Source organism: Pseudonocardia hispaniensis (genome assembly GCF_042658695.1).
GTDB lineage: Bacteria > Actinomycetota > Actinomycetes > Mycobacteriales > Pseudonocardiaceae > Pseudonocardia > Pseudonocardia hispaniensis.
In genome coordinates this window covers 93511-116237 of sequence record NZ_JBHSQW010000001.1, presented here as the reverse complement: position 1 = coordinate 116237, position 22727 = coordinate 93511, and the positions used below count along the sequence as shown (strand labels likewise).

The window sequence follows — 22727 nt, the reverse complement described above, 5'->3', positions numbered from 1 at the left end:
CTGGCGCACCCGGCGCGGTTCGTGGGGTGGTTCCGGTCAAGTCACCAGCCCGGTCCTCGCAACCCCGGTCCTCGCAACTCGGTCGCGGAAACACCGCGACTCGCGCACGGGAATACCCCGACTCGCGGGGAGGGGGTCAGCGGGTGGCGGCGACGATCTCGGACAGTCGCGCGGCGGTGCGCTCGGCCTGCTCGGCCGTCGCCGCCTCGACCATCACGCGCACCAACTGCTCGGTGCCCGACGGACGCAACAACACCCGGCCGGTATCGCCCAGCTCCGCCTCCGCGGCCGCGACCGCCGCCCGGACGGCGTCCGAGGCCACGGCGGCGACCTTGTCGACGACCTGCACGTTGCGCAGCACCTGCGGCAACGGCTTGACCACCGCGGCGAGCTCGGCCAACGAGGAGCGGGTTCGCGCCATCCGCGCCATCAGCCGAAGCGCGGTGAGCAGGCCGTCCCCGGTGGTGGCGTACGTCGGCAGCACGACGTGCCCGGACTGCTCACCGCCCAGGCTGTATCCGCCCGCCCGCAGTTCCTCGAGCACATACCGGTCCCCGACGGCGGTGGTGCGTACCGCGATCCCGGCGTCGCGCATGGCCAGGTGCAGGCCGAGGTTGCTCATGACCGTCGCGACGAGGGTGTCCGCCGCGAGCTCGCCCGCCTCGCGCATGGCCAGGGCGAGAATCGCCATGATCCGGTCGCCGTCGATCTCGTTGCCGGCGGCATCGACAGCCAGGCACCGGTCGGCGTCCCCGTCGTGCGCGATGCCCAGGTCCGCGCCGTGCACGACGACGGCCTTGCGCAGCGGCCCGAGATGCGCCGAACCGACCCCGTCGTTGATGTTGATCCCGTTCGGCGTCGCATGCAGCGCGACGACCTCGGCACCCGCCTTGGCGTAGCAGGCCGGCGCAACGGTGGACGCCGCGCCGTGGGCACAGTCGACGACCACCCGAAGCCCCGCGAGCGGCTGCGGCGTGCTCGTCAGGAGATGGGCGATATAGCGATCGACGGCGTCGGGGAGGTCGCGGACCCGGCCGACCGCGGACCCGGTCGGCCGTATGGCCGGTGGTTCGAGCCCGTCCTCGATGGCCAGCTCGACATCGTCGGGCAGCTTGTGCCCACCCGCCGCGAACAGCTTGATCCCGTTGTCCGGCATCGGGTTGTGCGAGGCAGAGATCATCACACCGAGGTCGGCACCCAGATCGGCCACGAGGAAGGCGACCGCCGGGGTGGGCAGCACCCCGACGCGGACGGCATCCGCGCCTGCGGAGGTGAGGCCGGCGACCACCGCGGCCTCCAGCATCTCACCGCTGGCCCGCGGGTCGCGTCCCACGACGGCGACAGGGCGGCGCGACGGATCGTGCTCGACCAGGACCCGGGCGGCGGAGGCCGCAACGGCCAGGGCGAGCTCCGGCGTGAGGAGCTCGCCATTGGCCAGGCCCCGGACGCCGTCGGTTCCGAAGAGGCGACGCATCCGGTGCGGGTCAGCGCTTGCTGTACTGGGGAGCCTTACGGGCCTTCTTCAGGCCGTACTTCTTCCGCTCGGTGACACGGGCGTCCCTGGTCAGGAAGCCTGCGCGCTTGAGCGGCGGCCGGTCCTCCGCGTCGGCTTCGACCAGCGCGCGGGCGATCGCCAGGCGCAGCGCCCCGGCCTGACCGGACGTTCCGCCACCGGTGAGGTTGGCGAAGACGTCGTACCGCTCGGTCTTCTCGACGGTGACCAAGGGCTCCCGGACGAGCTGCTGGTGCAGCTTGTTCGGGAAGTAGGCCTCCAGCGACTTGCCGTTGAGCGTGAAGGCCCCGGAACCGGGGACCAGCCGAACCCGGACCACGGCCTCCTTGCGCCGACCGACGGTCTGGATGGGCCGGTCCGGCAGGACGCTCGGGGTCTCGGTGACGAACGCGTCGTCGGCCGGGTACTCGTAGGACTCCACGGCCTCGGTGTCGACGGCCTCGGCCGCGACGACGTCGCCGTCGGCCTCGGGCTCAGGGGTGGTCACGTGCTGTCCCTCTTCGTTGCTCGGGTCGGCGGTCGTCACTGCGCGACCTGGGTGATCTCGAAGGCCTGCGGCTTCTGCGCAGCGTGCGGGTGCGTCGGCCCGGCGTAGACCTTCAGCTTCTTCGCCATCGCACGACCGAGCCGGTTCTTGGGCAGCATGCCCTTGATCGCCTTCTCGACGAGCCGGTCCGGGTGCTTCTCGATCATCTCGCCGACCGAGCGCCGCCGAAGACCACCGGGGTAGCCCGAATGGCGGTAGACGAACTTGTTCTCGCGCTTGTTACCGGACACCGCGATCTTCTCGGCGTTCACGATCACGACGAAGTCACCGGTGTCCACGTGCGGGGCGTAGGTCGGCTTGTGCTTGCCGCGCAGCAGCGTCGCGGCATGCGAGGCCAGCCGGCCGAGCACCACATCGGTGGCGTCGATCACGTGCCAGGCGCGGGTGATATCGCCGGGTTTGGGGCTGTACGTGGGCACGGACCTACCTCGTCGTTCTCGGCTCGGGATGCCTGTCGTCGCACGGGTGCGGCCGACCGCATCGGAACGGCCGGAAGGTCAGCGCGCCATCCGTGGACAGCCGCAGCTCACCCGCCGCACATCGAGAGTCGAGGGTACCTGCCCCCCCGAATGCGGGTCAAAGCGACCCCCGGACAGGTCCCCTCGACGCCGTCCATCACTGCCAGCGGCGCGCGTTCGTCTGTTCGACCTGCTGGTAGTTCTCGTTCGCGGCGCCCAACGCGACACCGATCCGGGACAGCACGGACGCCAGGTCGTTCGCCGCGGAGTCCCACTGCCGCTGACGCGCCTGATAGTCGGTCGCGGCCTGTCCCTCCCAGGTCGCGGCGAGCGGTGCCAGGAAACGCTTGAGATCGTCGAGCTGACCGAAGATGCGCTGGGCCGTCGTTGCGACAGTGCTCTGCGCCGACGCCAGCTCGCCGAAGGTGACCTTGATCTCGGACATGTTCTCCGCCGTCCTCAGCCCAGTGCCGACCGGATCGACGAGAGGCAGCCGGCCTGCTCGTCCTCCTGGCGCTGGTAGTCCTGCGCCGATCCGTTGATCGCGTCGCCGATCCCGCGAAGCGCCTCGTTGAGCGATCGCGCGTCGGCGTCCCAGCGGGCCATCAGCGAGGTGAACGCGGCCGCCGCGTCGCCGCGCCAGGCTCCCGCGAGCGGAGCGAGCCTGCCGCGCAGCACCGACAGCTCGGACTGCACGGCGTCGTTCACCTCCAGCACATGCCGGCCCGCCCGGGCCATCTCCTCGGTGGTCGTCCCGAAGCCACCTGCCATACCGATCAACCCCTCATGTCAGCGTGTCGGTGTCGCGAGCGGGGACACCGTCGCAGGACAAGGCCGCAGACGGGGCGATTCGAAGGATCGGGTTCGCAATCGAGAAACCGCTACCGAAGGAGCCCGTCGGCTGGTCGGTGGCGCGGACGACGGGCTGGTTCGGCACCTCGTCGATCAGACGCCGGGCGATCGGGGCACGCTGGTCACCCCACCGGATCGCGACACCGTGGTCCGCCCCGGTTCCCGCGGTGCAGCGCCGCCCGCCGCGCTTCACGCCCGCCGGACCGAGGCGACGACGGTCGCGCACGCCGCATCGACCGCGGCCGCACCCGACGGTGTGTGCCGGCACCCGACGCTGAGCTGCGCGCCACCGTCGAAGACGACGTACCAGTCGACGACCGTGTCCGCCAGGTCCTGCCGGTAGACGGCGACCGCGCGGCCGGCGTAGCGGTCGTCCGGGTCGAATCCGGTGAGCCGCTCCCCGCCGGCCACCGCGGCGTCGAAGGCCGACCGCAGCTCGGCGCGGGCGCGGGCGGGCTCGGCGGCGGTGTCGTAGCCCAGCTCGCTCAGCTCGATCGAGACCAGCTCGTTGCCGGCGGGCGCCCTGGCCGGGGTGAGCACCGTACGGCGGCGTTCGGGGAGTCCGCCGGTGTGCGCCCACCCTGCGGGCCGCGCCAGCCGGTAGCCGTACTGGACGAGCTCGCCCGCGGCGTTCGCGCGATGCCGGTCGGGGGCCAGCACCGCGCCCACACCCAGCAGCGCGACGAGGCCCGCGAGGCCCAGCGCGGCGCGCCGGAGGCGGTGCGGACGCGGCGGCACCGGCAGCAGGTGGGGACGCGCAGAGACCCCGACTCGGTCGCATGAATCCCCCGACTCGGACGCGGAAATACCGCGACTCGCGGGGGGAAGGGTGAGGGCGCCCAGGACCGCGGCGGCGTCGGGGAGCGGTGGCACCCGCACCGGTCCCAGCCCCGCCGCGTCGAACAACTCGGCCAGCAGCGGGGTGCGGGCCAGCCCGCCGACGAGTACCACCTCCGCGATGCCGCCGTCGGCGAGCTCGACGGCGGCATCGACGATCAGCCACAGCGGTTCGGCGAGCGCCCGGCGCAGCGCGAGGGCGTCGAGCCGGGCACCGCCCTCCTCGCTGATCACCTCACTGCGCAGCGAGAGGTGCTCGCGTGCCCGGCGCGCCGCCGCGGCCGACACCCCACCCAGCAGCTCACACACGACCGCGTCGCAGCGGGCCCCACCCACGTCGACGGTCCGGGTCGGGCCCATCCCGTCAGGGCCGACCCGGGTCACCTCGGTGCCGCGGATCCCGGCGTCCACCACGATCCGCGGCAGCGCACCGCCGACCGCGACGGCGACGGGCACCCCCGCCGCACCCACGACCACCGGCTCGGGCCGGGGGTCGGCGAACAGCGCCGCAAGCGCGTCGTCGACCTCGACGTGGCCCGGTAGCTCGGCCAGCAGCCGGGGCGCACCATCGAGATCGGTGACGGCGACCCGCGTCGTCCCGGTCCCGGGATGGACCGCGACCAGTCGCGGGGCACCGTTCACGGCACGTCGACGGGCTCGGGCAGCCAGGCGAGCTGCACCCGGCGCGGGCCGTGCCTGCGGTCGACGAGGACGGCCCGTCCCGGTGGCATCGGCGCCGGCTTCACCGACTCGACCAGGGCGCCCTCGTCCGGGCTGCCGTTCATCACCAGACCTGGGGCGGCGAGCTCGCGCAGCCTGCCGAGCACGGGATCGAACATCACCCGCCCGGCGCCGCCGCAGCGCCGCGTCACCACCAGGTGCAGTCCGACGTCCTTGGCCTGTGGCAGGAACTCGACCAGCGGTAACAGCGGGTTGGCCACGCTGCCCCCGACCGGGGCGACCAGGTCGTAGTCGTCGACGAGCACGAACACCTCCGGCCCCGACCACCAGCTGCGTTCCCGCAGCTGTCGGGCGGTCACCTCGGGGCCCGGCAGCCTGCGGCGCAGCGACTCGGCGACCTCGCGCATGGCCGCCGCCGCGGTGTCGGCGGTGCTGGCGTGGCCGATCAGGTGCGACGGTGCGACGGCCCCGAACAGCCCGCGTCGGTAGTCGACCAGCACGACCCGGGCCTGTTCGTGGGTGAGCCGGTCCACGATCCCGCGCGCGAGCAGCCGCAGCAGAGTGGTCTTTCCGCTCTCCGCGTCGGCGAAGCAGAGCAGGTGTGGCTCGGCGGTGAAGTCGAGCTCGACGAGTGCGAGCTGCTCCTCGTCGACGCCGAGCGGGATCCGCGTGGGATCCCCCGGCGGCAGCGCGGAATGCTCCAGCCGGGTCGGCAGCAGCCGAACCGGCGCGACCGGCGGGCCCGACCATGCGCTCGCGATGGCCTCGACCAGCGACGCGGTGTCGGCCTGCTCGGCACAACGAGGCGCGGCCAGGACCATCGGGGCGCCGTCGGCGGCCAGTCCGTGCCCGGGCCGGGTCGGCACCCCGGCCGCCTTGCGCCGATCCGACTCCGACTCCGACGGCTCCCCCAGCCGCAGCTCCAGCCGCGTGCCGAGCACGTCCTTGAGCGCCGGGCGCAGCTCGGTCCAGCGGCTCGCCGACAGCGCCACATGCACGCCGTAGGCCAGCCCCTGGGTGGCCAGCTGCAGCAGCCTGGCCTCGAGGTCCTCGAACTCCGCACGAAGCGTCAGGTACCCATCGAGCACGAGGAGCAGATCGGTGGCCGGCTCCTCGGCGAACTCTCCGCGCGCCCGGCGCGCCCGGAACTCCTCGACCGCACCGAGGCCCGCGTCCCGGAACAGCCGTTCCCGGCGGGACAACGCGGCGTTGACCTCGGCAAGCGTGCGCCGCACGAGGTCCGGCTGCTGACGGTCCGCGATGGTGCCGACGTGCGGCAGCCCGGCAAGCCCCGCCAACCCGCCACCGCCGAAGTCGAGCACGTGCACGCCCAGCTCGGCGGGGGTGTGGGTGAGCGCAAGGCCGAGCACCAGGGTTCGCAGCGCCGTCGACTTGCCCGAGCGCGGACCCCCGACGACGACGGCGTGTCCGGCGGCCCCGGACAGATCCGCGATGAGCGAGTCCCGGCGCTGCTGGTAGGGCCGGTCGATCAACCCGATCGGCACCTGGAGCGTCCCGACCGGCCCGCGTGCGCTCAGCCCCCGATCGGGTGTCCGGGCGATCGGGCCGAGCAGCTCATCCAGCGAGGGCGGGACGTGCAGCGGGGGCAGCCACACCCGGTGCGCGGCCGGACCGCGGCCCAGCAGCGCACCCAGCATCGAGTCCAGCACGGTCGGCGCGGCATCGTCCGGCGCGGCATCGTCCGGCGCGGCGGACGAGCCGGTCACGCACGACGAGCGCACCCGCCCCGCCCGGAACGGCAACGCCCCGGGCCGTCCGGACCGAACCGGCCCCGGCCCGCTCTCGAGCGGACCGGAGACATAGGCGCTGCGCAGGCGCACCAACTCCCCGGTGCCGGTGGCCAGGAACGCCGAGCCCGGCGCGGGTGGCAGCTGGTGGGCATCGGGCACGCCGAGCACCGCGCGCGACTCCGCGGCGGAGAACGTGCGCAGCGCGATCCGGTAGGACAGATGCGACTCCAGGCCGCGCAGCCTGCCCTCGTCGAGACGTTGCGAGGCGAGCAGCAGGTGCAGCCCGAGCGAGCGGCCCAACCGGCCGATCGTGACGAGCAGGTCGATCAGCTCGGGACGTTGGGCGAGCAGTTCGGAGAACTCGTCGACGACAACCAGCAGCGCGGGTAGCGGCGGCAGGTCCGCGCCGGCCCGCCGGGCGGCGGCGTACTCGGTGATGTCGGTGAGGTTCCCCGCGGCCCGCAGCAGCTCCTGCCGCCGGGTGATCTCCCCGGCCAGCGCGTCGGCCATCCGGTCGACGAGGGTGAGCTCGTCGACCAGGTTGGTGATCACCGCGGAGACATGGGGCAGCTCGGCGAATCCCAGGAACGTGGCGCCGCCCTTGAAGTCGATGAGCACCAGGTTGAGATCGGCCGACGAATGCGTGGCGACGAGCCCGAGGACGAGGGTCCGCAACAGTTCGCTCTTGCCCGATCCCGTCGCGCCGACGCACAGCCCGTGCGGGCCGCTGCCGCCGTGCGCCGACTCCTTGAGGTCCAGGGCCACGGGTTGCCCCCGCTCGTCGACGCCGATCGGTACCCGCAGCCGGTCGGCCTCGGTCGTCCGCCAGCGGTCGCGCAGCTCGTCGACGGTGTCCGGACCGGGCCGCTCCGCGATCCCGAGCAGAGCGGGCAGCCCGGCGGGACCGTCCACGGAATCCGCGTCGTCGGACGCGAAACCCGCCGGGCGGAACCGGGCGAGCCTGCGGGCCAGCGCACGCGCCTCGGCGACCGACAGCGCATCCGGTCGGCCGATCGGTTCGGTCTCGCCGTCCGCGGGATCGGTGCGGTTCAACCGGCCGAGCCGGTCCGGCCCCACCGCCAGCCGCACGACGGACGGCGCGGCCCGCCGTCCGGGCGGGGCACCGACGCGCAGCACGGTCACCCCGGCCACGCCCGCCCACGGTCCCGGTGTCGCGGTCAGTCCGTCGACGACGACGAGCAGATGCGGTTCGCCCTCGCCGGGTCCCGGCGGGCGCCCGGCGAACTCGGTGATCCACCAGCGGCGCAGCTCATCGGGGTCGGCGGTGAACATGCGCAGCGGCCCGATGGCATCGCGCAGCCGGGGGTGCGCGACGTGCGGCAGCCATTTCGCCCACTCCCATTCCGGGGCCAGCGACGGCGGTGCGACGACCGCCAGCAGCGCGTCGGCCGGGCTGTGCCACAGGGCGTACTGCGCGACCATCGCCCTGGCCAGCGCCCGGGCCGGGGCCAGGTCGTGGTCGGCGGGCTCCAGCCAGACCGTGGAACTGTGCCGCACCGAGACCGCGACGGGCAGATCGGCCACCACGGAATGGCCGGTCAGGAACCGCCGCAGCGCGAGCGCGGTGACCGGCTCGACCCCCTCGACCGGGCCGGTCTGCGGTGCGATCAGCCGGGTCGCGAGCCGCTGGGCCCCGCAGCCGATACGCAGCTGGCCGAAGTCGGCGTCGGTGACGCGGCGTTCCCACAGCCTGCCCGCGGCGAGCACCGAGGGCCACGCCGCGGGATCGGGGTGGGTGTGCTCGAGCGCGCTGCGCTGCGCCTCGGCGATCTCGCGCACCCGGCGGCGCATCGAGGCGAGGTAGCGCAGGTAGTCGCGGCGGTCCTCGTCGATCCCGGCGGCGCGCTGCCCGCCACCGCGGCCGCCGCCGCTGAGCAGCATGCCGAGCGTCGAGATCATGAACATCCCGCCGAACAGCCACGACGTCGGGTTACCCGGCCCGAGAACGGCGATGAAACCGATCGAGGCCACGATCATCACCACCGGGAGCAGCCGGCTCAGCACCCCGGCCGGGATGACGCGCTCGGGCTCCGGCGGCGGCTCCAGCGCCAGTTCACCACCCGGAACCGGTAGCGGTGTGCGGCGCGGCCGCGTCACCCCCACCGTGCGCACCGCAACCCTCCCGCTGTCGTCGACGAGTTGTCCGGAACGGCCCTTGTGGCGGGCCGGGCGTGGCGATACTAGGCAACGGTGCGGCCCCACCAGGGCCGTTTGGCGCAATTGAGGATCGCCCGTGCAGTCGAACCCGACGTTCTGTCGGCTCAGCGTGCTGGCTCCGCGCAGTCGCGTGGATCTCGCGCTGCCCGCCGACGTCCCACTCGCCGAACTCGTGCCGATGGTGCTCGAACTGATCGGCGAGCCCGCGCGCAGCGGACCCGGACGGCATCCCGTGCCGTGGCGGCTCAGCGGCCCGGCGGGCGGCCCCCTGCCGCCCGATGCCTCACTGGCCCAGCTCGGCATCCTCGACGGCGAGCTGCTGCGGATCGGCCCGGATGTCCCGCCGCCGCCCGCGCCGGTCTTCGACGATCCCGCCGACGCGCTGGCCGCCACCGCTGCCGCGCACACCGGTGCGGGCCCGTCCCGCGGGCGCGGTCTCGGTCCGGCCGCGGTGGTGGTGCTGGCCGGTGTCTCGGGGCTGATGCTGGCCGGAATCCGCACGTCGGCGGCGGGGCCGTGGCTGGTCGCGCTCGCGGTCGTGGTCGGCGCGTTCGCCGCGGTCGCCGCGGTTCTGCACGCGGCCCGGCTCAGCGAGGCGGACACTCCCGACCGGCTCGGCGCGCTCACCGCGGTGCTGGCCGCGGTTCCGCTCGCCGCCGCGGCGGGGTGGGCGACGCTGCCCGGACCGCCGGGACCCAGCCACCTGCTCCTGGCCGCCGTCGCAACCGGCACCGTCGCGGCGGTCGGTCAGCTGGCGGTCCGGGTGGTGACACCGCTGCTGGTCGGTCTGGTGGTGGTGGCGGTGGCCGCCGGGCTCGGCGCGCTGGCCCTGCGCTGGACCGGCGCCGCCGCGGGGGCGGTGGGCAGCGGGGTGGCCGCGGCAGCGCTGGCGATCGGACCGCTGCTGCCCGGATGCGCCTTGCGACTGGCCGCGATACCGCGACCGCAGGTGCCCACCGACGCGAGGGAGCTCGTCGCCGCCGACCGGGGGGTGGAGCTGGTGCCACCCGCCGAGTTCGCGGAGCGGGCCGAGCTGGCCCGTGGCTACCTCGCCGGTCTGGTCGGTGGCGGCGCCGCGGCGGTGGCCGTGGGCGCGTGGCTGGCCGGCGGGGTGCCCGGGTGGGTCGGCCCGGCCTTCGCGGCGACGGCCGCCGCGGCGCTGCTGCTGCGGTCCCGCGGCTTCGCCGACCCGGCGCCCGCCCGTGCGCTGCAGCTCGGCGGGGCCGCCGCGGCCCTCGGCGCCCTGGCGCCGGTCGCGCTCACCACCGGTCCCGGGGTCCGGGGCGCCGTCGGGTTCGCGCTGCTGGCTGCCGCGGCCGGGACGGCGACGATCGTCTCCCGCGCCGAGCGCGCCTGGTCGCCGGTCACCCGCCGCGCCATGGACCTGCTGGAGGTGGGACTCGTCGTCATCGCGATCCCGCTGGCGGTGGGTGCGGCCGGGCTCTACGGACTGGTGCGCGGATGGTGAGTGCGGCGATCCTGGTGACGCTCGCCCTCGCGATCACGCCGACTCCCCCACCGGGCGGCGGTGACCTCCCGGCCGACCGCGCGCCCGGGCCGACCGCCGGACTCCAGGTACCCGAACGCTGCGCGCCGCCCGCGGGGACCGGCGACGCCGAACCGGGCGTGGACGTCGCCGCGGCCGGCCTCCAACTCGACGCCGTGCACCGGCTGGCCACCGGGGAGGGACAGCGGATCGCCGTGATCGACACCGGGGTCAGTCCGCACCCGCGGCTCGCCGGACGGCTGACCGGGGTCGGGGACTACCTGCTGGGCGGCGACGGCCTCGACGACTGCGAGGGGCACGGCACCGCCGTCGCCGGGCTGCTCGCCGCCGCGCCCGGCGACACCGACGACTTCACCGGGATGGCACCCGGCGCACGGGTGCTGTCGATCCGCCAGTCCAGCACCGTCCTCACCGTCCGCGGCGCCGATGGCACCGCGGAGCCGGGCGGCAACACCGACACGCTGGCCGACGCGGTCGTGCTCGCCGTGCGGCGGGGCGCGACGGTCGTGAACATCTCCAGCGCGGTCTGCCTGCCCCCGGCCCAGGCGGCACAGGCCGGGACGAGATTGCAGGCCGCGCTGCGTCACGCCGCCGCATCCGACGTCGTGGTCGTCGCCGCGGCGGGCAACATCGGTGTCGGCGGCTGTGGGGATGCCGGGCTGGTGCCGCTGCCCGCCTTGTCGGACGAGGTGCTCACCGTGGGTGCGGTGGAGCCGGGCGGGGCGCCGGCGGCGGTCAGTCTGCCCGGCCCGTGGGTGGACATCGCGGCGCCGGGGACGGGGCTGCGGTCGCTGGCGGCCGACGGCGGCATGACCCGACCGGAACTGGGTGGAACGAGCTTCGCCGCCCCGTGGGTGGCCGGCACCGCCGCGCTGGTGCGGGAACGGTTCCCGCGGTTCACCGCCCGCCAGGTGGTCGACCGGATCGTCACCACGGCACGCAGGCCGGCCGCCGGGGTCGGCGACACCGTCGGGCACGGCGTGGTCGATCCGCTTGCCGCGCTCACCGCGGAGCCGCTCGTGCCGGCGGCCGCGCAGCACCCGACCGAGCCCGCGGCTCGGCCCACCGCCGAGCTGACCGGGGCCGGGGCGAACCCGACCGCCCGCACCGATCAGGCGCCCTCAGTGGTCCCGGTCGCGGCCCTCCTGCTCGGCGTCGCGGCGATCACTGCGGCACGGCTTGGGGGATGGCGGGTGTCACGACGTCGACCACCCGAGCCGCGGCCGCCAGGTCCAGCGTCGGTCCGGTCGGCAGCAGCCGCAGGGCCGTTTCCGGGGCGGGTTCGGCGCGGGTGATACCGAGTGCCTCGGCCGAGCGGGGATCCGCCACGCCGTAGCCGACCCCGGTGGCCGAGATCAGCCAGAGGTTGCCGGTCCCGGCCGGCTGTCCGGGTGCGGTCGAGCGGACCGGTCCACCGCCACCGGGCCCGAGGATCACCGTGTCCGCTCGGGCCCCGGGGCCGTCGGCCTGCGCCAGCTCGAGGGTCACCGCCCCGGCCGGTGCCGGGACATCGCTCCCGACGTGCACCGACGTGGCCTCCAGGGTCCACGTCCAGCAGAGCGCCGGGGCGTCGGCAGGCTCAGCCCAGCGGGTGGGCGGGGCCGGCCATCCGGTGACGTCGAGGGTGTCCACGAACGGGACGCTCGCGAGGACGCCCGTCGCGACCTCGACGGGATCGCTGCCCGCGGCCGCCGCGATCACCGCTGCGGCCAGCGCCGGAACCTCCTGAAGCCCACCGGGTAGCACCACGTAGTAGCGCGCGGGGGCGCCGATCGGGCGGGCGGTGAGGACGTCACCGACCTGGCCAGGCACCCCCGCGGGGCCGCGTCCGTCCGGCAGGTCGGGCGTGGCCAGCGGCGCGCCCTCCGGGATACCGGACACCATCCCGGGACTTGCCGGCCGCGGGCTGCGCCCGTCCAGGCCCAACGCGGCGAGAACCGGCCGGTCGGACAGTCCGATGCGATGCCGATGCCCGTCGATCACCGCGTAGGTGCCCCCGTCCGGCACGCTGAGCAGCACACCCACCCCGGTGGTGGGAGCGGTGGCTGCGGCGCCCGCGATGACCGTCGTGCCGAGAAGCCGGGGCCTTCCCGTGGTGCTCGTACGGTCGCAGACCGCCCAGCGGGGGACGATGCCCGGGCCGTCGGGCTGCACCCCCACCGCGCCGGCCACCGCCGCGGTGGGGGTGCGGGGCGCCGGGGCGAGGTCCTCGTCGCGGACGACCACCGGAACGGCCGTGGCGCCGGCCCCGTCCCCGAGAGCGGCGAGCACGAGCCGCCCCGCGACCAGGTTCGCGACCGGGACGAGCCGATCCGGATCGTGGGCGACCACGTACATCGATCCCGAACGGTCACCGACGACGAGCGCCTGTCGCGTCCAGTCCGGACGCGGAACGATCAGTGCGTAGATCGCGACCCCGCCGAGCGCGAGCAGCCCGAGCAGGACCCCGGCGAACGCGGCCCGGCGTTGGGAGCGGATCTGCTCGTGCAGCGGGACGGGATCACCGGAGACGAGAGCGCACTCGAGCCGGCGCACCCCGTAGCGGTAGGCGTCGGCGTGGTCGCGGGTCGCCGGGGCCCGGGTGGCGGTGTCGCGTGGCACGAACGGACGCTAGCCGCACGGCAGCGGAGTCATGGCCGGTTCGGAGAAATCCCCTCGGCGCGACAACGGCGGCAGCACACCGTCGCGCAGTCACGGGCGGGGCAGCCGCAGGTTGCGGGTCGTCGCGGCGCGGGCGGCGAGCTCGTCGTCGGGCGGGTAGTCCACCCCGACCAGCGTGAGCCCGTGCGCCGGGGCGACCGCGACGTCGCTGACCCGCTCACCGCGGGCCAGCAGCCGCGCGGGCCACTCGACCGCCCGGCGCCCCCGCCCGACGTCGAGCAGCGCGCCGACGAGGCTACGGACCATCGCATGGCAGAACGCGTCCGCCGCCACCGCGGCGACGACCACCCCGTCGGCTCCGCGGGTCCAGCTCAGGCGCTGCAGGTGCCGGATGGTGGTCGCCCCTTCGCGGCGCTTGCAGAAGGCCGCGAAGTCGTGCTCGCCGAGCAGACCGGCGGAGGCGGCGTTGAGCGCATCGAGGTCGAGCGGATGCGGCCAGGCGAGTGTGTCCCGGGCCCGCAGCGGCTCGGCGCCCCAGGGCGCGGTCGCGATCCGGTAGGCGTAGTGGCGGCGCAGCGCCGAGAACCGGGCGTCGAACGCCTCGGGTACCGCCCGCACCGCCCGGACCCGCAGGTCCACGGGCAGCAGCCGGGCCAGTCGCCGGGGCAGCCGTTCCGGATCCAGCGAGGCCGGCAGGTCGGCGTGCGCGACCTGCCCGCTGGCATGCACCCCGGCGTCGGTCCGCCCGGCCACGGTCAGGGCGACGGGCCTGCGCAGCACCCGGGTCAGCGCGTCGGTGAGCACCCCACAGACCGTGCGCCGATCCGGCTGGATGGCCCAGCCGGAGAAGCCGGTGCCGTCGTATCCGATGTCGAGGCGGAACCGGCGCACCGCGTCGCAATCGGCAGCGAGCCCGCCGTCCGGCTGGACGACGGGCTCGCTGCGGCTGGGCTGATGGGTCAGGACCCATCCTCCGCGGAGGCCTCCTGCTGCGAGCCGGGCAGCGAGAATCCGGCGGCCTCGGCGGCCTCGGCGGTGGCGAACCAGACCTCGGCCACGGTGCGGTCGTAGTGCGCCGAACCGGGGACGTGGTAGAGCATCGAATCCTCGTTGCCCTTGATCGGGAAGCCCTCGGGGGCCTGCGCGGGATCGGCCAGCGGGGCGTGGCTGCCCTCGCCGTAGGGAGCCTCGTCGGTGGACGCGGACTCCTCCACCTCGGTCGCCGGGGCATCGCTCGCCGCCTCCGCGGCGGGCGGCGCCACCGGCTCGGCCGCAGCCTGCGCCGCGGCCTGGGAGGCAGCGACCCGGCGGGCCCGCTCGGCCTCGTCGGTGACCGTCTTCTGCGAGACGAGCTCGATCACGGCCATCGGGGCGTTGTCACCCTGACGCGGCAGCGTCTTGGTGATCCGCGTGTAGCCACCCGGCCGGTCGGCGAAGAACGGACCGATCTCGGCCAGGAGCCGATGCACGACGTCCTTGTCCCGGATCACCTTCTGGATCTCGCGGCGGTTGTGCAGGTCGCCACGCTTGGCCTTGGTGATCAGACGCTCGGCATAGGGGCGCAGCCGCCGGGCCTTGGCTTCGGTCGTCGTGATCCGGCCGTGCTCGAACAGCGAGGTCGCCAGGTTCGCCAGCATCAGCCGCTGGTGGGCGGGCGAGCCGCCGAGACGGCGCCCCTTCGTGGGCTGTGGCATGGCTACAGCTGCTCCGTTTCTGCATAGTCCTGGCCGTCGTCCCCGAAGGTGTCGGGGTCGAACCCGTCGGAGCCGAAGTCCGCGGCGGCGGCCGACGGGTCGAATCCGGGCGGGCTGTCCTTGAGGGCCAGGCCGAGGCCGACGAGCTTCATCTTGACCTCGTCTATCGACTTGGCACCGAAGTTGCGGATGTCGAGCAGGTCGGCCTCGCTGCGGCCCACCAGCTCGCCCACGGTGTGAATGCCCTCGCGCTTGAGGCAGTTGTAGGAGCGGACGGTGAGGTCCAGCTCCTCGATCGGCATCGCGAACGCCGCGATGGTGTCCGCCTCCTGCGGCGACGGACCGATCTCGATGCCCTCGGCGTCGACGTTGAGCTCCCGGGCCAGCCCGAACAGCTCGACCAGGGTCTTGCCGGCCGAGGCCAGCGCGTCCCGCGGGGTGATCGAGGGCTTGCTCTCGACGTCGAGCACCAGCTTGTCGAAGTCGGTGCGCTGCTCGACCCGGGTGGCCTCGACCTTGTAGGTCACCTTGAGCACCGGCGAGTAGATCGAGTCGACCGGGATCCGGCCGATCTCGGCGCCGGTGGCCTTGTTCTGCATCGCGGGGACGTAGCCGCGGCCCCGCTCGACGACGAGCTCGACCTCCAGCCGACCCTTGTCGTTCAGCATCGCGATGTGCAGGTCCGGGTTGTGCACCGTGACGCCGGCCGGGGGCACGATGTCACCGGCGGTCACCGGGCCGGGGCCCTGCTTGCGCAGGTACATGGTCACCGGCTCGTCCTCCTCGGAGCTGACGACGAGCTCCTTGAGGTTGAGGATGATGTCGGTGACGTCCTCCTTGACGCCGGGCACGGTGGTGAACTCGTGCAGCACGCCGTCAATTCGGATGCTGGTCACCGCGGCCCCCGGGATGGAGGACAGCAGCGTGCGCCGCAGCGAGTTGCCCAGCGTGTAGCCGAAGCCCGGCTCCAGCGGCTCGATGACGAACCGCGACCGGGTGTCGGTGACCGAGTCCTCGGTCAGAGTGGGACGCTGAGAGATCAACATGGGTGTGGTGCCTCCTTCTCCACGCGGCAACCGCTATTTGATGCCGCGCGCGGTGCCCTGGCTCCTCCCTGCGGAGCCAGGGGGGTCGACGCGCTACTTCGAGTAGAGCTCGACGATCAGCTGCTCGGTGACCTGGGTGTCGATCTGGGCCCGCTCCGGCAGCTGGTGGACCAGGATGCGCAGGTTCGACGGGACGACCTGCAGCCACGCGGGAACCGGCCGGTCGCCCAGCAGTTCCTTGGCGATGATGAACGGATCCGTGTTCAGCGACTTCGGCCGGACATCGATGATGTCGTAGCGCGAAACGCGGTAGCTCGGGATGTTCACCTTCGCGCCGTTGACCAGGAAGTGGCCGTGGCTCACGAGCTGACGCGCCATCCGGCGGGTGCGCGCGAGGCCTGCCCGGTACACGACGTTGTCCAGTCGCGACTCGAGGATCTGCAGCAGGTTGTCACCGGTCTTGCCGGGCCGCCGGTTGGCCTCCTCGTAGTACCGGCGGAACTGCTTCTCCAGCACACCGTAGGCGAAGCGCGCCTTCTGCTTCTCCTGCAGCTGCAGGAGGTACTCCGTCTCCTTGATCCGGATCCGGCCGTGCTGGCCGGGCGGGTAGGGACGACGCTCGAACGCCTGGTCGCCGCCGACGAGGTCGACCTTCAGCCGACGGGACTTGCGGGTCATGGGTCCGGTGTAACGAGCCATGTCGAAGTGCTCCCTTCCCTAGACCCGGCGCCGCTTGGGCGGACGGCAACCGTTGTGCGGCTGGGGGGTGACGTCGGAGATCGTGCCGACCTCGAGACCCGCGGCCTGCAGCGAACGGATCGCGGTCTCGCGGCCCGATCCCGGGCCCTTCACGAACACGTCGACCTTCTTCATCCCGTGCTCGGCGGCCTTGCGGGCGGCGTTCTCCGCCGCCATCTGCGCGGCGAACGGGGTGGACTTGCGCGAGCCCTTGAAACCGACGTGCCCGGCCGAGGCCCAGGCGATCACCGCACCGTTCGGGTCGGTGATGGACACGATGGTGTTGTTGAAGGTGCTCTTGATGTGCGCATGGCCGTGCGCGACGTTCTTCTTCTCCTTGCGCCGGACCTTCTTGGGGCCGGCGCCGGTGCGCGTGCGGGGCGGCATTACTTCTTACCTGCCTTCTTCTTGCCGGCGACCGTCTTCTTCGGTCCCTTGCGGCCGCGGGCGTTGGTCTTGGTGCGCTGGCCGCGCACCGGAAGGCCCCGGCGGTGCCGGATCCCCTGGTAGCAGCCGATCTCGATCTTGCGCCGGATGTCGGCCTGGACCTCGCGGCGCAGGTCGCCCTCGACGCGGTAGTTGTTCTCGATGTACTCGCGCAGCTTCGCGAGGTCCTCGTCGCTCAGGTCGCGCGTACGCAGGTCGGCGCTGATCCCGGTGGCCTCGAGGATCTCCTTCGAGCGAGACCGGCCGATCCCGTAGATATAGGTGAGCGCGATCTCCATCCGCTTCTCGCGGGGGAGGTCGACGCCGGCGAGTCGTGCCATGCGGCGGGTTCTCCTGATTCACTCTGGTCCCAGGTCTGCTCCGCGCCCGTCCCGGGTCCGACTCGCTCGGCTGGACCCGGCCCCGGCCTGGTTCCGGGGGTGGACCGCGCCCGGATGGCGCGGCAGGTGCGCGGAGTTCCGCGGTGTTGCCTGTCTTGCTGTGCTGGGGCGGTCGAGAGGACCGCGACGTGCTCAGGTGGTGCCGCTCAGCCCTGACGCTGCTTGTGGCGCAGGTTCTCGCAGATCACCATGACCCGGCCGTGCCGGCGGATCACCTTGCACTTGTCGCAGATCTTCTTGACGCTCGGCTGGACCTTCACGTCGTCGATCTTTCTCTTCTGGGGTTCGCAGAAGCTGCGTCCCCGCGGACGTCACTTGTAGCGGTAGACGATGCGGCCGCGGGTCAGGTCGTAGGGAGAGAGCTCCACGACCACCCGGTCCTCGGGGAGGATTCGGATGTAGTGCTGCCGCATCTTCCCGCTGATGTGAGCGAGGACCCGGTGCCCGTTCTCCAGCTCCACGCGGAACATCGCGTTCGGCAGGGGTTCGACGACCCGGCCCTCGACCTCGATCGCCCCGTCCTTCTTGGCCATGTCCTCCGCGTTCCATGACAGATTGTCGGTTGTCTCGTGCCGCACCGGCGCGGTGACGCGGTGGCCGGCGCACGACGCACGACGGGGCGACGGAACCGAAGGAGTGCGAGAGGGCACGGCCGGAACCGGCGACACGAGGTGCGCCGAGGCTCCAGTGTACGGGTGTTGCGCCCACGGCTGCACCTGGGGTAGGCGCTAGAGGGCCTTGACGATGTCCTCGACGCGGTCCCGAGCATCACCGAACAGCATCTGGCTGTTCTCGCGGTAGAAGAGGGGGTTGGGAACGCCCGCGTAACCGGCAGCCATCGACCGTTTGAAGACGATGACGTCGTTGGCCTCCCAGACCTTGAGGACCGGCATGCCGGCGATCGGGGAGCCCGGGTCCTCGGCGGCCGCCGGGTTGACGGTGTCGTTGGCCCCGATCACCAGGACCACGTCGGTGTCGGCGAAATCGTCGTTGATCTCGTCCATCTCCAGGACGATGTCGTAGGGCACCTTGGCCTCGGCGAGCAGGACGTTCATGTGGCCGGGCAGACGGCCGGCGACCGGGTGGATGCCGAACCGGACGGTGACACCCGACTCCCGCAGGCGTCGGGTGAGCTCGGCGACCGGGTACTGGGCCTGGGCGACGGCCATGCCGTAGCCGGGGGTGATGATGACGCTGGAGGCGTTGGCGAGCAGCTCGGCCACCCGGTCGGGGGTGGACTCACGGTGCTCGCCGTAGTCCTTCTCCGCGCCGGACGAGGCCACGATGCCGAATCCGCCGGCGATCACGGAGATGAACGAGCGGTTCATCGCCTTGCACATGATGTAGGACAGGTAGGCACCGGAGGAGCCGACCAGGGCGCCGGTGATGATCAGCAGGTCGTTGCCGAGCAGGAAGCCCGAGGCGGCGGCAGCCCACCCGGAGTAGCTGTTGAGCATGGACACCACGACCGGCATGTCGCCGCCGCCGATGGAGGCGACGAGGTGCACGCCCAACGCCAGCGCGATCACGGTGGCCGCCACCAGCGCGGTGAGCGTCGGGTCGATCACGAACCAGACGGTGAGCGCGACGAACACCACCAGCGCGCCGAGGTTCAGTGCGTTCTTGCCGGGCAGCATCAACGGGCGCGAGGAGAACCGTGCGGCCAGCTTGCCCCACGCGACGATCGAACCGGTGAAGGTGACCGCCCCGATGAACACGCCGATCATCACCTCGGCGTGGTGGATGCCGAGCAACTCCGCGGGAAAGCCCGCGCCGCCGCGGGCCTCGACCTCCAGATAGCCGTTCCAGCCGACCAGAACCGCCGCGAGGCCGACGAAGCTGTGGAACAGCGCGATCAACTCGGGTATGCCGGTCATCGGCACCCGGGCGGCCCGGATCAGGCCGATCACCGCGGCGATCAGCACCGTCCCGATCAGCAACCCGATCCCGACCGGATCGATCCCGCGGGCCAGCGCGAGGGCCAGGGTGGCGACCAGCGCGATCGCCATCCCGGCGATACCGAACGCGTTGCCGGCCCGCGCCGTCTCGTGTCGGGACAGCCCGGCAAGGGCAAGGATGAACAGCAGTGCGGCGACGATGTAGGCGGCGGTGGCCGCGGTGTCGACAGTCATTTCGATCAGCTCCGACGGAACATGCCGAGCATGCGGCGGGTCACGGCGAAACCGCCGAAGACATTGATGGTGGCCAACAGGATCGCGGCGGCCGCCACGATCGTGACCTCGAGGCTGTGCCGTCCGATCTGCAGCAACGCGCCGACGACGATGATTCCGGAGATCGCGTTGGTCACCGACATCAGCGGGGTGTGCAACGCATGGTGCACGTTCCCGATCACGTAGAAGCCGATCACGATGGCCAGCGCGAACACGACCAGGTGCCCGATCAACGCGGGGGGCGACAGCGCGATGATCGCGAACAGGGCGAGCCCGGCGGCGCCGACGATGCCGTACCGGCGGGCCGGGGACATGGGTTGCGTGACCTGTGTGCCGGGCGCCTCGACCGGTGGGCTCACGGCGGACGCTGCCACCGGAGCGGCCGACACCGACACCGGCGGCGGTGGCCAGGTCCGTTCGCCGTCGCGCACCACGGTCATCGAGCGCTGCACGACATCATCGAAGTCCAGCACCAACTGCCCGTCCTTGCCCGGGGTGAGCACCTTCATCAGGTTGACCAGGTTCGTGCCGTACAGCTGACTCGCCTGCGCCGGCAACCGGCCCGCCAGATCGGTGTAGCCGATGATCGTGACTCCGTTCGCGGTGACGACCTTCTCCCCGGCCACCGAGCCCTCGACATTGCCGCCGTTGGACGCGGCCATGTCGACGATCACCGAACCCGGCTTCATCGACTCCACCATCTCGGCGGTGATCAGCCGCGGCGCCGGCCGTCCCGGGATGAGCGCGGTGGTGATGATGATGTCGACGTCGCGGCACTGCTCGCTGTAGAGCTTCGTCTCGCGCGCCTTGTAGTCCTCGCCCATCTCCTTGGCGTAGCCGGTCGTGCTGACCTCGGTCTCGTCCGAGACCGCCAGGTACTCCCCGCCGAGCGAGCGCACCTGGTCGGCCACCTCCGGCCGCGGGTCGGTGGCCCGCACGATCGCGCCCAGCGACCCGGCCGCGCCGATCGCCGCCAGCCCGGCAACCCCGGCACCGACCACCAGTACCTTCGCCGGCGGCACCTTGCCGGCGGCGGTCACCTGACCGGTGAAGAACCGGCCGAACTCGTGCGCGGCCTCGATCACGGCCCGGTAGCCGGCGATGTTGGCCATCGAGCTGAGCACGTCCAGGGACTGCGCCCGGGAGATCCGCGGGACCGCGTCCATCGACAGCGCCGTGATCGGGCGGCGGGCCAGCACATCCACGATGTCCGCGTTCAACGCCGGAGCCAGCAGCGCGATCAGCGTCGAGCCGGGCTTCATCTGCTCGAGCTCGTCCTCCGACGGCGTGTTGATCGCGAACACGACATCGCACTTCCAGGGGTCGCCCAGGGTCGCGCCGGCGTCGGCGAACCCCGCGTCCGGAAAGTCCGCGCCGTCCCCCGCTCCCGGGGCGACCACCACCTCATACCCCAGCTTCAGCAACTGCCGCACCGTCGCCGGGGTCGCCGCCACGCGCGTCTCACCGGGTTTGGACTCCCGAACCACACCGATGATCACTGTCAGCTCCATACCTCGAGTCGTGCGCTGGCCCACCCTAAGGGTCATGGCCCGGGCGCCGGTCACATGTGTCGGCCGCCGTTGACCGAGTAGCTCTGGCCGGTGCGGAATCCGGTCTCGGGCCGACGAGGGGTGCCCGGGCGCGCGAGCGGCCTCGTCGGACTCACCAAGCCGGCCCACCGACGTGTCGGCGAGGACGTTGTCAGGGCCTCCTTGGTGAGCGTTCTAGCCGGTTGCCTCGAGCGAGGCGTCGGCCGAGGCGGTGAGCAGCCAGGGTCCGTCCTCGGTCACCGCGACGGTGTGCTCCCAGTGCACGGCACGGCTCCCGTCCACGGTCACGACCGTCCAGCCGTCGGCCAGCTCCTGGGTCTGCGGGTCGCCCGCGGTCAGCATCGGTTCGATGGCCAGCGCCATGCCCGGGCGCAGGCGCGGTCCCTGGCCCGGTTTGCCGAAGTTGGGCAGGAACGGGTCCATGTGCATCGACGAGCCGATGCCGTGGCCGCCGTACTCCGCGACGATGCCGTAGTCGGCGCCGTTGGCCTTCGCGGCCTGCTCGACGGCCACCTGCACGGCGTGTGAGATGTCCGAGAGGCGACCGCCGGCCCGCACGGCACGGATCCCCGCGCGCAGCGACTCCCGGCAGGCCGCCGACAGCGCGAGGTCGGCCTCCGAGACCGCTCCGACCGGGATGGTGACCGCGGCGTCACCGTGCCAGCCGTCGAGGGCCGCTCCGCAGTCGACGGAGACGATATCGCCGTCGGCGAGCACCGTCGACGCCGCTGGGATCCCGTGCACGATCTGGTCGTTCACCGATGCGCAGATCGACGCCGGGTAGCCGTGGTAGCCGAGGAAGGACGGGACCCCGCCGGCGTCGCGAATCGTCTGTTCGGCCACCGCGTCCAGCTCGGCGGTGGTGACCCCGGGCCGCGCCAGCGCGGTCACCGCCGCCAGCGCCTTCGCCACGAGCGCGCCGGCGGCCCGCATGACCTCGAGCTCGCCCTGGCTCTTGATCTCGATGTCGCGGCCGCGCAACCGGGCGAGTGCCCGGCGGACACCCACTCGGTCACCGTTCACGGCCGTGCTCCCGTCTGTCCGTCGTCCCGGCGCCGGTGTGATCGGCGCCGCCATCCGCAGCGTACATTTGCGCGGCGCCCCGCCCTGCCCAGGACGCCGACGGCCTCAGCGCCGGTCCGGCAGCACCTCGAACACCCGGTTGGTGATCTCCTCGACCGTTCCCACCGCATCGACCGTCAGCAGCCGGTCGCGGTAGAAGTCCAGCAACGGCGAGGTCTCCTCGCGGTAGACCTGCTGCCGGCGCCGGATGACGTCCTCGGTGTCGTCGGAGCGGCCGCGACCGAGCAGTCGCTGCACCAGCTCGTCCTCCGGCACGACGAACTCGACGACCGCGTCGAGCTCATCGCCGTTCTCCGCCAGCAGCCTCGCCAGGGACTCGGCCTGGGGCACGGTGCGCGGGAACCCGTCGAGGAGGAAGCCCTTGGCGGCGTCCGGCTGCGCCAGCCGATCGCGGACCATCCCCACGGTCACCGAGTCGGGAACGAGCTCGCCGGCGTCCATGTAACGCTTCGCCTCGAGACCCAACGGCGTCTCGTCGCGAAGGTTCGCGCGGAACAGGTCGCCGGTCGAGATGTGGGGGATGTCCAGGCGCTCGGCCAGACGCTCCGCCTGGGTGCCCTTGCCCGCTCCCGGCGGGCCAACCAGAACGAGTCGCACGCGAACCAAACCTCCCTGGTCGATCTTCTGTCCTGTGGGTCGCCGTTGCCGAGGGGCAGGGCGCGGGTCCGAGCCCCGCATAGGCGCACAGCACCA

At 72.9% G+C, this 22727-nt stretch carries 21 protein-coding genes and 1 pseudogene; 2 read left to right on the top strand and 20 right to left on the bottom strand.

Translation table 11 applies throughout. The features are described from left to right. Positions 1 to 136: 136 nt before the first annotated feature. The 7 genes from glmM to eccCa form a co-directional block, all read right to left on the bottom strand. Positions 137 to 1474, bottom strand: a complete 1338-nt coding sequence (gene glmM / locus ACFQE5_RS00600) for a phosphoglucosamine mutase (RefSeq protein ID WP_379581515.1) — start codon at positions 1472 to 1474, stop codon at positions 137 to 139. A 10-nt stretch (positions 1475 to 1484) separates the two neighbouring features. Beyond that, on the bottom strand, positions 1485 to 2000 hold the full coding sequence (gene rpsI / locus ACFQE5_RS00595; protein ID WP_379581513.1) for a 30S ribosomal protein S9: 516 nt from the start codon (positions 1998 to 2000) through the stop codon (positions 1485 to 1487). Positions 2001 to 2035: 35 nt separating this feature from the next. After that, a complete protein-coding gene (gene rplM, locus ACFQE5_RS00590) occupies positions 2036 to 2479 on the bottom strand; it encodes a 50S ribosomal protein L13 (RefSeq protein WP_379581511.1) in 444 nt (147 codons plus the stop codon). 196 nt (positions 2480 to 2675) lie between these two features. Next, positions 2676 to 2963 carry a WXG100 family type VII secretion target gene (locus tag ACFQE5_RS00585; RefSeq protein ID WP_379581509.1) on the bottom strand — a complete coding sequence of 96 codons (288 nt, stop codon included), beginning with the start codon at positions 2961 to 2963 and terminating at the stop codon, positions 2676 to 2678. Positions 2964 to 2977: 14 nt separating this feature from the next. Then, complete coding sequence (locus ACFQE5_RS00580) at positions 2978 to 3289, bottom strand: WXG100 family type VII secretion target (protein WP_379581507.1); 312 nt, start codon at positions 3287 to 3289, stop codon at positions 2978 to 2980. A gap of 270 nt (positions 3290 to 3559) precedes the next feature. After that, positions 3560 to 4849 carry a type VII secretion-associated protein gene (locus tag ACFQE5_RS00575; RefSeq protein WP_379581505.1) on the bottom strand — a complete coding sequence of 430 codons (1290 nt, stop codon included), beginning with the start codon at positions 4847 to 4849 and terminating at the stop codon, positions 3560 to 3562. Continuing rightward, positions 4846 to 8772: a type VII secretion protein EccCa gene (gene eccCa, locus ACFQE5_RS00570; protein ID WP_379581502.1), complete on the bottom strand. Its 3927-nt coding sequence runs from the start codon at positions 8770 to 8772 to the stop codon at positions 4846 to 4848. The genes ACFQE5_RS00575 and eccCa overlap by 4 nt, the downstream gene beginning before the upstream one ends. A 121-nt stretch (positions 8773 to 8893) precedes the next feature. Between eccCa and eccD the strand changes: the two genes are divergently transcribed. Together eccD and mycP are read left to right on the top strand one after the other, a co-directional pair. Then, positions 8894 to 10285, top strand: coding sequence for a type VII secretion integral membrane protein EccD (eccD, locus tag ACFQE5_RS00565; protein ID WP_379581499.1), 1392 nt, complete (start codon positions 8894 to 8896; stop codon positions 10283 to 10285). Further along, positions 10279 to 11472 (top strand): annotated as a pseudogene (mycP, locus tag ACFQE5_RS00560) (type VII secretion-associated serine protease mycosin); the annotation flags it as partial. The gene eccD and the pseudogene mycP, both read left to right, overlap by 7 nt. 16 nt (positions 11473 to 11488) lie before the next feature. Here the strand turns inward: mycP and eccB are convergent. The 13 genes from eccB to ACFQE5_RS00495 form a co-directional block, all read right to left on the bottom strand. Next, positions 11489 to 12925, bottom strand: a complete 1437-nt coding sequence (gene eccB / locus ACFQE5_RS00555; protein ID WP_379581497.1) for a type VII secretion protein EccB — start codon at positions 12923 to 12925, stop codon at positions 11489 to 11491. A 90-nt stretch (positions 12926 to 13015) separates the two neighbouring features. After that, a complete protein-coding gene (truA, locus tag ACFQE5_RS00550) occupies positions 13016 to 13816 on the bottom strand; it encodes a tRNA pseudouridine(38-40) synthase TruA (RefSeq protein ID WP_379581495.1) in 801 nt (266 codons plus the stop codon). A 68-nt stretch (positions 13817 to 13884) separates the two neighbouring features. After that, positions 13885 to 14619: a 50S ribosomal protein L17, sunset domain variant gene (rplQ, locus tag ACFQE5_RS23170; protein WP_449301256.1), complete on the bottom strand. Its 735-nt coding sequence runs from the start codon at positions 14617 to 14619 to the stop codon at positions 13885 to 13887. Positions 14620 to 14621: 2 nt separating this feature from the next. Next, positions 14622 to 15665: a DNA-directed RNA polymerase subunit alpha gene (locus ACFQE5_RS00540; protein WP_379581493.1), complete on the bottom strand. Its 1044-nt coding sequence runs from the start codon at positions 15663 to 15665 to the stop codon at positions 14622 to 14624. A 93-nt stretch (positions 15666 to 15758) separates the two neighbouring features. Then, on the bottom strand, positions 15759 to 16364 hold the full coding sequence (rpsD, locus tag ACFQE5_RS00535; protein WP_379581491.1) for a 30S ribosomal protein S4: 606 nt from the start codon (positions 16362 to 16364) through the stop codon (positions 15759 to 15761). Positions 16365 to 16382: 18 nt separating this feature from the next. Further along, the gene (gene rpsK / locus ACFQE5_RS00530; RefSeq protein ID WP_379581489.1) at positions 16383 to 16790 is read right to left on the bottom strand and encodes a 30S ribosomal protein S11; all 408 of its coding nucleotides are present in this window, start codon (positions 16788 to 16790) and stop codon (positions 16383 to 16385) included. Next, the gene (gene rpsM, locus ACFQE5_RS00525) at positions 16790 to 17170 is read right to left on the bottom strand and encodes a 30S ribosomal protein S13 (protein ID WP_379581487.1); all 381 of its coding nucleotides are present in this window, start codon (positions 17168 to 17170) and stop codon (positions 16790 to 16792) included. Before rpsM ends, rpsK begins: the two co-directional genes overlap by 1 nt. Positions 17171 to 17376: 206 nt before the next feature. Then, a complete protein-coding gene (gene rpmJ / locus ACFQE5_RS00520; RefSeq protein ID WP_010148647.1) occupies positions 17377 to 17490 on the bottom strand; it encodes a 50S ribosomal protein L36 in 114 nt (37 codons plus the stop codon). 51 nt (positions 17491 to 17541) lie between these two features. Next, entirely contained in the window at positions 17542 to 17763 is a 222-nt protein-coding gene (gene infA / locus ACFQE5_RS00515; protein WP_028929190.1) for a translation initiation factor IF-1, read from the bottom strand. A gap of 195 nt (positions 17764 to 17958) precedes the next feature. Further along, positions 17959 to 19362: a Re/Si-specific NAD(P)(+) transhydrogenase subunit beta gene (pntB, locus tag ACFQE5_RS00510; protein WP_379581485.1), complete on the bottom strand. Its 1404-nt coding sequence runs from the start codon at positions 19360 to 19362 to the stop codon at positions 17959 to 17961. 5 nt (positions 19363 to 19367) lie between these two features. Next, on the bottom strand, positions 19368 to 20912 hold the full coding sequence (locus ACFQE5_RS00505; protein ID WP_379581484.1) for a Re/Si-specific NAD(P)(+) transhydrogenase subunit alpha: 1545 nt from the start codon (positions 20910 to 20912) through the stop codon (positions 19368 to 19370). Positions 20913 to 21125: 213 nt separating this feature from the next. After that, the gene (gene map, locus ACFQE5_RS00500) at positions 21126 to 21974 is read right to left on the bottom strand and encodes a type I methionyl aminopeptidase (RefSeq protein WP_379581483.1); all 849 of its coding nucleotides are present in this window, start codon (positions 21972 to 21974) and stop codon (positions 21126 to 21128) included. Positions 21975 to 22079: 105 nt separating this feature from the next. Next, a complete protein-coding gene (locus ACFQE5_RS00495; RefSeq protein ID WP_379581482.1) occupies positions 22080 to 22631 on the bottom strand; it encodes an adenylate kinase in 552 nt (183 codons plus the stop codon). Positions 22632 to 22727: the final 96 nt, after the last annotated feature.